Source organism: Terriglobia bacterium (assembly GCA_020072565.1).
Lineage (GTDB): Bacteria > Acidobacteriota > UBA6911 > UBA6911 > UBA6911 > JAFNAG01.
Map to the genome: position 1 here is coordinate 1 of JAIQGI010000051.1, position 13,601 is coordinate 13,601.

Annotated in this window: 7 protein-coding genes; 2 read left to right on the plus strand and 5 right to left on the minus strand. The window is 58.7% G+C overall.

What is annotated here, in order from left to right; all coding sequences use genetic code 11:
• Positions 1–463: 463 nt before the first annotated feature.
• The 3 genes from LAP85_23675 to LAP85_23685 all read right to left on the minus strand — a co-directional run bounded on the left by LAP85_23675 (position 464) and on the right by LAP85_23685 (position 6,177).
• Positions 464–1,426 carry an amidohydrolase family protein gene (locus LAP85_23675; protein ID MBZ5499409.1) on the minus strand — a complete coding sequence of 321 codons (963 nt, stop codon included), beginning with the start codon at positions 1,424–1,426 and terminating at the stop codon, positions 464–466.
• Between the two features lie 727 nt (positions 1,427–2,153).
• Positions 2,154–3,896 carry a Na/Pi cotransporter family protein gene (locus LAP85_23680; GenBank protein ID MBZ5499410.1) on the minus strand — a complete coding sequence of 581 codons (1,743 nt, stop codon included), beginning with the start codon at positions 3,894–3,896 and terminating at the stop codon, positions 2,154–2,156.
• A 184-nt stretch (positions 3,897–4,080) separates the two neighbouring features.
• Complete coding sequence (locus LAP85_23685) at positions 4,081–6,177, minus strand: M28 family peptidase (GenBank protein MBZ5499411.1); 2,097 nt, start codon at positions 6,175–6,177, stop codon at positions 4,081–4,083.
• A gap of 53 nt (positions 6,178–6,230) precedes the next feature.
• Here LAP85_23685 and LAP85_23690 point away from each other — a divergent pair, with 53 nt between their 5' ends.
• Entirely contained in the window at positions 6,231–8,381 is a 2,151-nt protein-coding gene (locus tag LAP85_23690; protein ID MBZ5499412.1) for a glycoside hydrolase family 127 protein, read from the plus strand.
• 315 nt (positions 8,382–8,696) lie between these two features.
• Positions 8,697–9,275 (plus strand): hypothetical protein, encoded by a 579-nt coding sequence (locus LAP85_23695; GenBank protein ID MBZ5499413.1) that lies wholly within the window; start codon positions 8,697–8,699, stop codon positions 9,273–9,275.
• 381 nt (positions 9,276–9,656) lie between these two features.
• Here LAP85_23695 and LAP85_23700 read toward each other — a convergent pair whose 3' ends face one another.
• Together LAP85_23700 and LAP85_23705 are read right to left on the minus strand one after the other, a co-directional pair.
• Positions 9,657–12,014: a Tat pathway signal protein gene (locus tag LAP85_23700; protein ID MBZ5499414.1), complete on the minus strand. Its 2,358-nt coding sequence runs from the start codon at positions 12,012–12,014 to the stop codon at positions 9,657–9,659.
• A gap of 84 nt (positions 12,015–12,098) precedes the next feature.
• Complete coding sequence (locus LAP85_23705; GenBank protein ID MBZ5499415.1) at positions 12,099–13,358, minus strand: energy transducer TonB; 1,260 nt, start codon at positions 13,356–13,358, stop codon at positions 12,099–12,101.
• Positions 13,359–13,601 lie beyond the last annotated feature (243 nt).

The following is a 13,601-nucleotide window of genomic DNA, read 5'->3' on the forward strand; positions in this document are numbered from 1 at the left end:
CCCATAGGCGTCCGCCGCAAGCAACAGCGGCTTCCTTCAAGTGACCTTATCGGAAATGCCCCGGCAAGTTCTGGTTCCTTTGTTATCGCGGATTTCTGCGCCGTGGCATTTCCGATGAAGGCTTACCACTTACCGCTCGGAATGTATGAACCGCAGCCTCTGTTTCGATGGTTGCTTCCTGGAATCACATCGGTTGTTTCACTTCTACGGTTACGGCGTATCTCAGGCAAGTGGCCGGTCGTCAGTCAACTTCCCACATACGTCGTATCTGGGGAACGTACCTGTTTACGAGTGCCCGATATTCAGACAAGTGCTGCGGATTCAACTACCCAGGCCTGAAAGTGTGAGAGCGACTGAGCTCCCTGCCTGGATGGATTGGCGCGTACGCCAAACTTGGCCCCCGCTCGCCGCAGGTGGTATTCGGCTCGACAGACGCCGGCAAACGCACACTGGGCTGCTGCGCTTACTTCCGGCCGTTGTGCCGCGCGATTTGTTCCCTGCTGAGACGAAGGAACCGGGCAGCGTTGTTGTAGAGAATGTCTCGCTTCTGAGCCGGTGTCAGGAACGTGGCTGTCTCAATGGACTGGATTGCCACTTCCAATGCTTCCGGCCACACCATCTGATCCGAACCGAACATCACTCGGTTGCCGAACCCGGTTTCCACTAGGCTTCGTAGATACCTATGAAAGACCGGACGGGGAATACCGAAGCTGATCACGCCAACGTCGACGTACAGCTGCGGGTGCGTCCACAGCACCGCCAGGAGGTCGTCGAGCATGGGCCATCCGGCGTGCATCAACCACATGCGCAGCCGGGGATGCCGGAGGAGTGCTTCTTCCACCACAAGCGGGCTGTGGAGTCGGGCCCGATATCCTTGGAAACCCAGGTATGGAGCGCCCGGAGGCCCAGGGCCGACGTGGATCCCAACTGGGATGTCCATCTCCTCGGCCAACGCAAGGTAGGGCTCGAATTTCGCATCTCCCGGCTCGATCCCCTGGTACTGGATAATCACCTCGCCGAGGACGGAGTACCGGCCAGCTTTGAAAAGGGCTCGCATTTCCCCTGCGGAGGGTGCTCCGGGACCTAGGTCGAAAAATAGGCCGGGAATGATCCGGTCGCCGCTGACTTTGCGCCACTCGTTTACCAAAGGACCGCTGGCTACTCCGATGACGTTCCTACGTTCCATGATCGCGAGGGTCCGGTCCATCAGCTCCTTATCCGTGAGAGGAGAATGAATCGGATGCGCGCACGTCGGATTCTTGAGAAATGCGCCGAACGCGGCTCCCCAGTTTGCGCCGTTCTCAGCGGGGGGTATCGAGAGTGGAACACAAATACTGACCGGGGGCGGCCCCTGGTCCGCCGCTCGAAAGGCATGAAGATGCATGTCGAGAATAGGTGCGGGCCGGGTCTGCGCGGATGCCTTCATGCTGAGCCCTCCTTCCGGAACGGGGTGGATGTTGACCGAGAACACGGCCATCTTACCAGAAGTTGGAGCGCCGGCGGCGATTTCCCGGTGCGAATGGCTGGATATGTCGGTGGGGCGATGCCGGCCAACTCCAATTCTATCTGAGCAGAAAGTATCGTCCAGAGAATATCATCCGCACCTTCTGCCGCGAGAGTGCCAGAATCCTGTCTCTTGCAGCATCGTTTTGGGGCATGACTGCTTCGAGGGCCCGAGAGACCCCGCTGGTCGACAAAACACTTTCGCATGGGAAGCAGCAATGGATAGTCGGAACAAGCTGCATTCTTGGGATCAAGTCCCGTCCCTGGGGGTTAGCTCAGCTTCCGATAGTCACATGCCTGTGTTGTCGCGTAACCGGAAAAGTGACCTGATCTGGACTCCAATTCCAGGCGCTTTTCGGCGATGTTGATCCCACGCGGGCGAATAACGCGCAAACCGTACATTGGCCTGCTAGGCCCGGAGTGGAGTGATTCCGAATCAAAAACGACGTTGTCAGCGGGTCCGACATCCACGAGGGTTTGATGTTCGTCAATTTGCGGCGGGATAGCTACCTGTCAAATAGCTCCTCAGCAAATATTCGCCAATCCGCATTCAGATGACCCATAATGTCTCTGAGGATTGCCTGCACACAATCGTGGCAGGTCAGTGGTGGTGCTCGTCGGCATGGAGCAGCAGCCCCGCGCCGCCAATCTCAATTGAAGATGTTCTCATCGTACGGGGCTTTGTTGCGCTTGATCTTGCCGGGGGGCTCGACTTTGTCAGACCGCTTTTCCAGCTTGTGTTCTTTGACGAAGAAAAACGGCTCCTTCTCCACCAGGGCGATCGTCTTCGAATGCTGCACAATCTTGTTGAAGCATGTGACGTAGCGATGAAAGAAAATGCCGGACAGGGCGTCTTCCTTTTTTTCGAGGATCTTGGTCTTTTCTTTCTGCTTGATGTCGAGGCTATATGCCACGTACTGGCTGCGCATTTCCAGGATCTCCGCGGCGAGTTTGGTCGGTCGATCGTAGAACGAGGGCTCGAAGGACCGAATCGTCAGGAGCAGCATCTGGTCAGCCTTCTTGTATAGCTCGATCAGGTCCATGACCGTATCGTCAGTGAACCAGATGTTTCTGGCCATTTTCTCCCGGGTAAGTTCGGCGATACTGTCGACATGGTCGCCAATCCGTTCGAGATCCGCCGTTGCCGTCATCAAATACTGAATGATTATGGATTGCCTCCGGGAAAGCTGCCGCCCGGCGAGCGCGATCAGATAAGAATTGACGGCCTCTTTGATGGTATCCAGAGCCTCTTCGTTTTTCCGCACGTAACGGAATCGCTCCGGATTGAGATCCAGGAACCCGCGCATCGTGTCCTGCAACATCCTGCGGGTGATCGTTGCCATGCGCTGGAGTTCTTTGAGTGCGGCCACAATGGCTTTCTCCGGCGTTTCAAGATGACTGTCGTCCAGGTGGCTCTTTTCAGGTTCGGCCTGTTGCGACGGAAAGATCCTGGTGACGAACTCGGCATACTGGCGCGTGAATGGCATGAAGATCATCGCCGTGAGCACCTGCACTGCCGTATGGGTATTGGCAATCTGGCGCAGCAAGCTTCCCGAGGTCATCGGGATGACGCTTTCGTAGACCCTGTACATGATCACGGCGATCGCTGCCCCGAAGACGTTGAACATCAGATGCGAGAGGGCGGCGCGCCGGGCGGAGATCGATGCCCCGATGCTGCCGATCAAAGCCGGAGCACAGGTCCCGATGTGCGCTCCTAATATCAAGGGGAAGACCTGGTCGATCGAGGTGAAAACCCGGGCCGTGCTCAGGGCGAAGAGAATACCGATGGTGGCACCGCTGCTCTGGACCAGGGCGGTGAACAGACCTGACAGCAGCAGTCCGAATAACATGCCGGTCACCGTGGCCGCATTTGTGTGTCGAAGAACGTTCTCGAAGTAGCCGGAATTCCGGAGCGGAATGACCGCGTCGCTCATGATCCGCATGCCCAGAAACAGAAGCCCGAAGCCGACTACGACAAGCCCCAGATGCCTGAGCGATTCCCGCCTGGAAACCAGATGACACATCAGGCCGACGAATATGGCCAGGAAGCAGTAGCGATCGATGCTGAAAGAAATAATCTGCATCGACAACGTCGTCCCGACATTCGCTCCGAACATGATGCTGATCGACTGTGCGAGGTCCATCAGACCGGCGTTGGCGAAACCCACCATCATGACGGTTGTCGGTCCGCTATGAATCAATAAACTGAGGAGAGTACCGATGCCGAGACCGGACCACCGGCTGCTGGTAAGCCTGGTAAGGAACACCCGCAGCCTGTGTCCGGCAGTCTTCTGGAATTCGCGGCTCATCAACTCCATCCCGTAGATGAAAAGTCCGATGCCGCCTAACAATTCCGTGATCGAGAAAAAAAGCTCAGAAGCACTGAGAGCCACTTGCCGTCCCCTTTAGGTCCATCTCAGTACAGCGGCGCCGGGAGGCCCAGCCAGAACAGTTTCGACGCCGACTGTTGTGGCGATGGCGAACCCGCTCCCGACCTTCCATCCGCACAGGTCGGGGGGCGCATCGGGCCGCCGCCGGCCTCGCTGCGCTCCGCAGTGTTCATCTGCAGCTCGTCCATCATTTTTTTTGTAGTTCGACGAATCCTGCTTTTTCCAGTACCAGCATGAAGTTCTCGACTTCCTTGAGCGGGATGGGGTCGTACTCAGCCGAGACTCCGTTTCGAATGTCGAGGATAGAGCGTCGTCCATCGATGAAGTTCCTCACCTCGTATTCGCTCCCTTGCAGCTTGTACGCCGGGAGATCCTTGATGTCCTTCAGCGCCGCCCGGAACGCTGCAGAATCGAAATAACCCTGCATCCGGGACGTCCTCACCGGGACAATCCTGCTCAACCGGATTTCGTCGGGCGTCGGCGCCGGCTTCTGATATCTTTGCCCCTCTCTGAGAGCGCGCTGCTCATAAACCTTCTCGACATCGTCTGCCGCAATCTTCATCAAACTGTCCAAAGCCTGGACCCGCGCCTTAAGCAGGCCGTCGAGGGCCGCGTCATTCCTGATGAAGAATTTGATCGAGGCCAGCGCGTCCTTTTCCCGCACAAATCCCTGGGTGACGACATTCACGGCCTCTCTTGCCGCGTCGGCAAGGGTTGCTGCGTCCGCGTTGAGCATCATGCGCTCGGCCCGCAATTTGTCCTTGCCGACGCGCGACAGCCCGCGGTTGGCCGTTTCCGCCATCATGACCTGCGTCTCGCGCGACCCGGCCGAGCCGAGGAAAACCGCCGCAGCCGAGGTGATGAAGGCCACGCGCTTGAGCTGGGTGGCGTCGGCCTTGTCGATGGTATCGCCGCTGGTGTGGTACCACATGTCCGGCCATGCGATGAGCATGAGCGCGGGTACTTTCACGCCGCCGTCCAGAAAGACGACATGGTCGCTGCCGCCTGTGTACTCGCTGATATAGTAGTAGAACGGCTGCAGGGAGCCGTTGGGCGAAACGACCGGGATCTCCGACGCGCCGTATTCCCCGCATTCCTTCTGGGTCTTCCCCAGCCACTCAAACAGGGCTTCGAAAACGTCGTTCAGATACGTCGGCGAGGACCAGGTCGACCGCTCCAGGTTGAAGAAGGACCGGTTCCTGACGATGTCCTCCCCGACCATGTCGAGGTTGATGTCGGCGAAGAAACGCTTGGTGATCTCAGGGTATTTCTGGATATAGGCTGCCGTGCCCGAGATTTCCGGAATGAACAAAAAGCGGATCGAGCGCTTCAGCGGCGGGATCTTGCCGTCGTCCACGAGCTTTTTGATCGCCCGCGCCGTCTCCAGGATGACCGCACAGCCGCTGATGTTGTCGTTGGCACCCTGTTTGGCGAAGCCTTCGAAAAGATGAGCGGTGAAAACGAGCTCCTCATTGGGAAATTCCTTTCCCGGGATCAGAGCGGAGACCATTTCCTCCTGGTACGGGACCATCTGCGTCCTGACGATGGCGCTCATCTCGACCTTCGAGCCCCGCTCGCACAGATCTCGGAGCTCATCGAACTGCCGCTTCGATACGACAAAGCCGAAGGTTTTTTCGTTTTCGCCGACGCGAATCGAACTCCAGCCGATTTCGTCCACATCGTAGTCGGCGTGGCTGCCGCCCCAACCGATGAGCCCCGCGGCCCCGAATTTATCAACGGCCAGCGCTTTGGCCATCCCCGGCGAGCCGTTGACCAGGACGATTTTGCCCTTGACGTCCTTGCCGGTGTACGACTGCTCGCGATTGCCGAAGCCGACGTAAACCAGCTCGGAGGTCACATCCGCCGAGCCGCTGCCGGAGCAAAGCGAAGCCGGGACCTCCTTGAGATCGGCGATCTTCCTCTTCTCCGGGGAGAGCAGCCACAGCTCGGCCGCCTCGGCGTCCCAGGTGCTTTTGGCGCGCGCCGGCAGCCCGATGATTTCGGAATCGGTGATGCCGTATTCTTTAAGCTTGTTAAGGACGTATGCGGTCTCGTAATATCCTTGGACATATTCCTCGGCGCGGCGGTTGCGGTTGACGCCCGCAAGCGCGATCATGTGATGCATGGCCTCATCTCCTGAGGCCTCGTTGGCAATTTCGAGGATCAGATTAGGCGGCAGAATGGTCTCGAGGTAGCGCTGTCGGCCCGACTGGGCGAAGTCCGGCGGGGCAAGCGTGAGCGCCAGGACCAGAACGGCGGTAAGGGTCGCAATCCTCTTCTTCATGTGGGGCTCCTCCCGGAAAAAGGTGAAGCTATCATTCCATAGGATGAAACACGATGAAAAGGAAAACCCGATATCGATGCCTGGCCTTGATTTTATTGACCGTGTTGGCGACACGCGCCGGACTGGCCCAAGTGGAACAGGCGACTCCGCCCGAGGCCGACCACCCCGTAGCCAACCGCGCACCCCTGGCGGCCAGCCCGTTCATGAAACTGCCCATCGGCCGCATCACGCCGCGAGGGTGGTTGCGCAATATGCTTGAAATCGAAAGAGACGGCATGACGGGGCATTTGAAGGAGATCTCCCCCTGGCTGAAGTTCGAGACCAGCGCCTGGGCCAACAAGGAAGGCAAGGGGGAGCGCGGCTGGGAAGAACTGCCTTATTGGTTGAAGGGTTTCGCCGATCTTGGCTACGTACTGAAGGACAACGACATCATCGCGGAGGCGCGCAAGTGGATTGAACTGGTGTTGTCTTCGCAGCGCGCCGACGGCTGGTTCGGTCCGCGCGATCTGCTCACCTCGTTGAAGAGCAAGAATGATCCAAACGGCGTGCCGGATTTGTGGCCGAACATGATCATGCTCAACGTGCTGCAGTCCTTTTATGAATATACCGGGGATAAAAGAGTGATCCCTCTGGTGACTAACTATTTCCAGTGGGAGAACCAGTTGCCTCCCTCCGCCTTTGGCGAGGGCTACTGGCCGCAGATACGCGCCGGCGACAATATTGAGAGTGTTTACTGGCTCTACAACCGGACGGGTGAGCCCTGGCTGCTGGAACTGGCGAAGAAGATTCACGACAACATGGCGCGCTGGGACCAGGACGTGATCAACTGGCACAACGTGAATTTTGCCCAGGGATTTCGCGAGCCGGCGATCTATTGGATGCAGGCAAAGACCGCGGACCTGCTCAACGCCCCCGAGCGCAATTATCAAAAAGCAATGGCTATGTACGGCCAGTTCGCCGGCGGCACTTTTGTGAGCGACGAGAACAGCCGGCCCGGATATATCGATCCGCGAGGTGGTTTCGAAACCTGCGGCATCGTGGAATTCATGCATAGTTTTGAGATGCTGACCAAGATTACCGGCAATCCGCTCTGGGCCGACCGGTGCGAAGAAATCGCGCTCAACAGTTTTCCCGTGGCGGAAACGGCCGACATGAAGGCCCTGCATTACCTCACGTGCGCGAACCAGATCCAACTCGACAGCAGCAGCAAGTCGCCTGCTGTGCAGAACAGCGGCCCGACATTTTCCTACAGCCCCTACCAGGTCTATCGCTGCTGCCAGCACAACGTCTCGCACGGGTGGCCCTACTATGCCGAGGAACTGTGGCTGGCAACACCGGACCATGGTCTCGCCGCATCGCTGTATGCAGCGTCTGAAGTCGACACTCAGGTTGGGGACGGCACGAAGATCAAGATCATCGAAGAAACCGACTATCCCTTCCGGGATATCATCCAACTCAGGCTCTCCACGCCCAAGGAGGTGGAGTTCCCATTGTACATGCGCGTGCCCCGCTGGTGCGAGAAGGCTTCGGTTCGAATCAACGGCAAAGTGACTGATGTGAAAGCATCCCCCTCGTCCTACATTCAAGTGAAACGCCATTGGGCCAATGGCGATACGGTGATGCTGCAGCTGCCCATGAAGATTTCGGTCCGCAAATGGGCGAAAAACAAGGATTCGGTGTCCGTGGACTACGGGCCGCTGAGCTTTGCTTTGAAGATTGAAGAGAAGTGGCAGAAATATGGCAAGGATGACTTGTGGCAGGAATGGGAGGTTCTCCCGGCCACGGCTTGGAACTATGGTCTGGTGCTCAACGGGCTGGATCCCGCCGGATCGTTCAAGATAGTCCGCAACGCGGGCCCGCTCGCCAGGCAGCCCTTCACTCTGGAGGGGGCGCCGCTGGCGCTGCAGGTCAGAGCGCGCAAGATACCGGAATGGCAGCAGGAAGCGAAAACGGGCATCGTAGGGTTGCTTCCGCAGAGTCCGGTAAAATCGAATGAGCCGGTCGAACAGGTTACGCTTATCCCGATGGGCTCAGCGCGTTTGCGAATCAGCTCTTTCCCGACGATCGCGGCCGAGCCGGCGGCCCGCAAGCAGCCAAACGCCATCAGTAAAAAGCAAAAGATTAACGCAGAGGGCGCGGCTGGGGGCAGGGGGCACGGAGGGTCGGGAAATGAGGCTACCAAGGTTCTGCGGGCTCAACGTTAGGCTTTTGAGGATCGAGGTAGTTGTCATGCACATGGGTGCGCCCCGGCGCATGAGGTGCTGTGCCGAGAATACAGCTGCCCTCCGCGTCCTCTGCATTGAGCTGTTGAGGCATGCGGCAGTTCTCATGCGCATGGGTGGCCACAATCATCAGCCTCCGCTGCAACATTTCCGCCTTCCCAGGGTTAATGTGAAATAGCATGAGGAAATCGAGGAAGAGAAATCGTCCAGGTCCGGAACATGTCGCCATCGTGCGAAGTCTGGCGAAATTGTGAAGAAAAAACACTAACCCGACCATTGCCAGGGAGGTCGCCGGTGATGTCAACGAAAGTCCATCCAGTCGCGCGTGTTGTTGTTATCGTTTTTGTGTTGTTCAGCACCCACGTCGTATTAGCCAGCCAGGGCCAGCAAACCCGGCCAAAGGCCGCTCAGCGGGCCGGCCAAGCCAGGCAGAACCGGGAGCAATTGCGAAACCGAATCATGGGCATAAAGGACGAGCCGACGGTCGATACCGCCCTGGCAAATCTGGTGAAAGAGGGCAGGATAACCCAGAACCAGGCGGTGAAGATCAAAGCCCAGTGGCAGAAGCAGCAGGGGAGAAGCCAGCTGCAGCAGACGCTCCAGGAACTCAGAGGCATACAGGATGAAGCCAAGTTTACCGAGGCATTGAACAGCTTGGTTGCGGACGGAAAGATCACCCAGAAACAGGCGGTCAAGATCAGAGAGCAGTGGCAGAACCGGCGGCAGAACGCCGGCCTTAGGCAGGTTTTCAACAATATCCGCGGCATCAAGGACGAGTCGAAGGCTGACGAAGTCCTGGCAAATCTTGTCCGCAACGGCAGCATAACTCAGGAACAGGCGGCAAGAATCAAGGAGCGCTGGAAAAAACGCCGCTGAAGCCGAGAGAGGGAGATCTGCGACGTTCTGGGACTCACAGTGAGCGGCTCCGCGGACGGCCAGATGCTGGACGGGCTGCACTGCCTCGATAAGTGCCTAGTCGTCAAGCAGCACGGCAACAGCGATCCGATCCCTTGCCTCGAGTTACTCATCACGCAGTGCCATCACAGGGTCAAGCCGGGCCGCCCGTTGCGCCGGCAGCAGGCTGGCCGCGACCCCCGACAGCGGGGCAGCGTGTCAACGATCAACTGCAGTTCGGACCAGGGGAAACCTCAACACAGAGATTGCTGAGACCGCAGTAATTTGAAATGTTTCGAAACCTCTTTCCGTGGGCTGCGGTCTCTGCGTCGAGAAAAGGGAGGCGGAATTCGCAACCTGGGCCTAGCTGAGTTGGCCGACCACTTCAAAATGTCTCTCCGCTCCGGTCCGGATCATCACGGTGTCTTTGTGCGGGCCGCCGAGAGTCGCGGGGCGGCCGTTGACCGTTACCGCCTTGACTGGATTCTGCGCGGGTACCCGCAGCTTGACGTGAACTTCCTTTGGGGCGCCCGGCTGCGCCAGCTCGACCGTTGCCGCGACGCTCCTGGATGCGGGTTTTGCCGCCAATTCCAGGCTGACCCTGCCCCAGCGCGTGGGCGCCTGGCTGATCTTGATCGGCTTTCCGGAGATCACCCAATCGCGCGGGACACCCTTGGCGAAGTAGAGCCGGTCTTCGTCCGAGTCCTCGAGTACAAGCATCCAGCGCACCATGACGGGGACGGTCTGCTGGGCCGGTATGCAAAAAGTGGCGGTGCCGCCTGTGATGCCGCAGACCTCTCCGGCAACCCAGCCGCCGCGGGTGTGGGCATGATAACGATGCGAGTAGAGAAACAGCAGGTATTCTTCGATGCGGTCCAGGCGGAGCAGCATCAGGGCGTGGCCGTAGGCGATGAAGCCGAGAATGGAGCGGCCGCCGGGGCGGGCCGCGCCGACGTTGGCAAGAACGCCGAGGGTGGTGGCGCCGTAAGCCCTCATGGTGTCGACGACCATGTTGGCCAGGTTTACGGGGAGTATATCGGCATGAACCAGTTCGGCGTAGAGGCGGTGCGGCCACTGTTGCGGACTGGGCCGCTCCTGCGCCATGGCTTCTCGAAACATCAGTTTTACGCCGGGCATTGGCGGGACATACGGCGGAGTCTTGTCCTTCCAGATGTTTTTCTCCATGCTCGAGACTGTGGCATCCTGAAGAACCTTGCTTCGGTTCAGCCAGTCCTGGGCCTCCTTTTCCATGCCGGGCATGGGCTTGAGCTTGTCGATCTCCAGCCATGCCCTGCCGATATCCTTGAGTCCGCGTGCGGAGAAAGCGCTGTTGGCATAATAAGGTTTCCACCAGACTTCGGGAGTGGCAGCCAGGCAGGCGTCCGATTCGCTCCAGCCGTGGATCAGACCGTAACCGGGATCGTCCTGAGGCATCTTCAAGCCGAGGTCGTGCATGTCGGCGAGCAGCTTCGCCGTGGCCTGAATTTTGGCCTTGTGCTTGAGGAGCAAGGCGCTGTCGCGCGTGTAGTTGAAATAGCGGGCGAGCAGGGAGAGCGACATGCCGAACTGCGCCGTCTCCGGGCCGCGCATGTTGTTGACGCCTTTGGCATCGACGAAATCGGTGAAATAGTTGTCGATGAATTGTCGCGCCGTCTCGAACCGCCCCCACTCGAGATTGACATGGACGGCGCTGGTGAAAATATCCTGGAAGCCGTCGTACTCGGAACCGTAGTAATCTCGATCCACCGCCCCGTATTTGGGATAAACGCCGCCGGGCCGGACCATCAGTTCCTTGGCGAAATAGTGCCTGGACATGTCGATCCAGGAGTTGTCCGGCAGGGAAGCCGGCGCGAAATCCTTCAGCTGCCTGTCCCAATAGTTCGCGAAGACCAGCAGCGCGCGGTAGAACTGTTCCGGCTGGGGATCCCGGCGGGCGGGCGGAAATGCGGGGTAGCTATGGCCGTAAAACGCCTTGGCGATTTTGCCGTTTTCAATCAGCATGGTGCGATGCCAGGTCTGCACGATGAACCGGTCGTGCGCTTCAACATCGCCAAAAACCACCACCTCGCAATAGGAGTTGTCAGAGACTGGCATGACCTTCCGGACGGCAGGCATCCAGCCTCCGAGAAGGCCATCGAAGCGCTTCTGCGTCACGGCCGGGTTGCGGAGTTCGGCAAGGTATTGGGAAGGGTGGTACGTCCTGGTGTTGCCGCCCGTGTAAACCATCATCGTGTCGAAAGCTTCCCTGGTGCCGACAAAAGCGTCCCACCTCGAGCGGGGAGCTGCGGCGCCCGGACCCTGGCCGGCGGCGGACCCTTGAGGAGGCGCCGCCGATTTCACCATTTCGGGATCGGGATCGCCTCCGCCCGCGAGCAGCCTGTCGGCGAGGAGATCGGTTCCGGACAACCCGATGTCGTTCATGCTCAATCCCAGATACGGAGGGTTGGCTTCGGCGAACGAGGCTTCGGCGCTCTTGGTGAGTACGCGTGCGCCGCCGGTCGACGAAACAAAAGTCAGAACGCCTTCGCGGCTGCGCAGGTCCTCATAGACTTTCCACAAAGTCGCGTTGAGCTTGAACTCGCAGATGAGGGTGTGGCCCTCGATATCCGGGGTCACATCGGCTGCCGGCTCTTCGGGTGAGGCCGCGGCGCTGCCGCCAGATAGAGTCTCGAGGCTCGCGGCTGTCACTGCTAGGCTCTGCAAAAACCTTCGGCGATCCATAACGGCTCCTCCAAACTGGTGGAATTATCGAATGGCGGGTCAGAAAACGATGAAACCGCCTGACCCTATATCTTTTCCTTTTTTTCAGTTCAGCCGGAACCTCACTTCAATCCGGGCCTGTACATCCACCGGCGCGTCTTTGAGCGTGCCGGGCTTGAATTTCCATCGGGTCGCGATCGTATTCACCGCGGATTCGTCCAGGCCGTGACCCAATCCATGGATGATTCTGAGGTTGTCGACGGTCCCATTTTTGCGGACGACAGCCTGGATGGTCACGACACCCTCGATTCGTGCTCTTCGTGCTTCCTCCGGATAGGGAGGTAAAGGTTGACTGATAGGCACAGGAGCGGTTACGCCCTCGCCAACCATGTATGATACGTTGCCGCTTCTTGTCCCCACACCTTGGCCCGCGCCAACTTCAGGAGCCTCGACGGGGCCAGTGTCCGTTGCGCCTCCGGTTCCGGCTTCGCCGCCTCCTACCCGGCGGCCCCATTGCATCTGATTGAATTCATCCACCGTCAGGAGCTCGAGGAAGTTGGTGGAGGGATAGTACGTGGCTTCCAGACGACTCCGGTAGGGTCTCAGGCATTCTTCAATTGGGAGCGGGAGGTTGTCCTGCCATGCCAGCCGGTCCATCTGCGTGTCGATGCGGCTGATCTCTTCTGCCAGCGTGCCGCGCCATTTCGTTTGCTTCACATCTTTGATGCTGTCCAGCTGATTCCGTAGCAAGTGAAGCATCAGGCGTCGATACTGCTCGCGCATGGCTTCCGGGCTGAAGGGGAAATTGTTGCCGCCCGGGCGGTCGCGTTCCCGCTGCTGGATCTTGGCAATAATCGACGGCCCCTCCGCGGGCGAATGGCCCAGAAATGAATAGTAGGCGATCGAGTAGATGTAGGCGTATTCGCCCAAACCCATCCGCTTGTCCAGCAGAACCCGGTTGCGCTGATTTACATACTCTCCTGCTGGTACGATAAGATTGGTCATCTCGCTCAGTGTTTGGAGCACGGCGCCGAACGACTGTTGCCTTCGGGTCAGGCGTTCAAAATCGAAATTGGCCAGAGCCGAGTCCAGCCGGGCCTGTGGGTCTTTGAGCGCGTCGCGTACTGAAAGAAATGCTTCCATTCGTCCAGGGTCGATGATCCCATCGGGGGGCGGCACAAAAGTATCCGGGGCGCCGTAGGCCGCCACAATCTCTTTGCGACTGTCCGATGCTTCCTGCAGTGGCCGATATTTGCCGCGGACATAAACGATGGCACTGGTCACCAGCCCGACGACCAGCACGATCAAGACAGCGCAACCGATTCCGCAACCCGCGAGCCATTTCTGTGGGGTGGTCATAGCCATGCTTCACCGCCGTTTCAATCCGTTCCCTGTATTGCACCTGCCGGCATTCCGCGAGGGATTGTATACCCAAAGGCTGCATCCGCGCCTGCAATATGTTACGAGGCCGCTTCGCGGGGTCGGACCCAAAGCGAGCCGCCGCGTGCCGGATGGCCGATGACAGACCCTCCAAGACCGCGTCGGTCTGGATTTGTGCCTTCTTTTTTTGGGATTAAGGGTCATGTACAATTGCCAGGCTCGCATTTC

What these genes read in the sequence shown, in the direction of transcription:
- LAP85_23695 (MBZ5499413.1), top strand. Translation starts at nt 8,697, where the DNA reads ATGTCAACGAAAGTCCATCCAGTCGCGCGTGTTGTTGTTATCGTTTTT.
- LAP85_23685 (MBZ5499411.1), bottom strand. Translation starts at nt 6,177, where the DNA reads ATGAAGAAGAGGATTGCGACCCTTACCGCCGTTCTGGTCCTGGCGCTC.
- LAP85_23690 (MBZ5499412.1), top strand. Translation starts at nt 6,231, where the DNA reads ATGAAAAGGAAAACCCGATATCGATGCCTGGCCTTGATTTTATTGACC.
- LAP85_23705 (MBZ5499415.1), bottom strand. Translation starts at nt 13,358, where the DNA reads ATGGCTATGACCACCCCACAGAAATGGCTCGCGGGTTGCGGAATCGGT.
- LAP85_23700 (MBZ5499414.1), bottom strand. Translation starts at nt 12,014, where the DNA reads ATGGATCGCCGAAGGTTTTTGCAGAGCCTAGCAGTGACAGCCGCGAGC.
- LAP85_23675 (MBZ5499409.1), bottom strand. Translation starts at nt 1,426, where the DNA reads ATGAAGGCATCCGCGCAGACCCGGCCCGCACCTATTCTCGACATGCAT.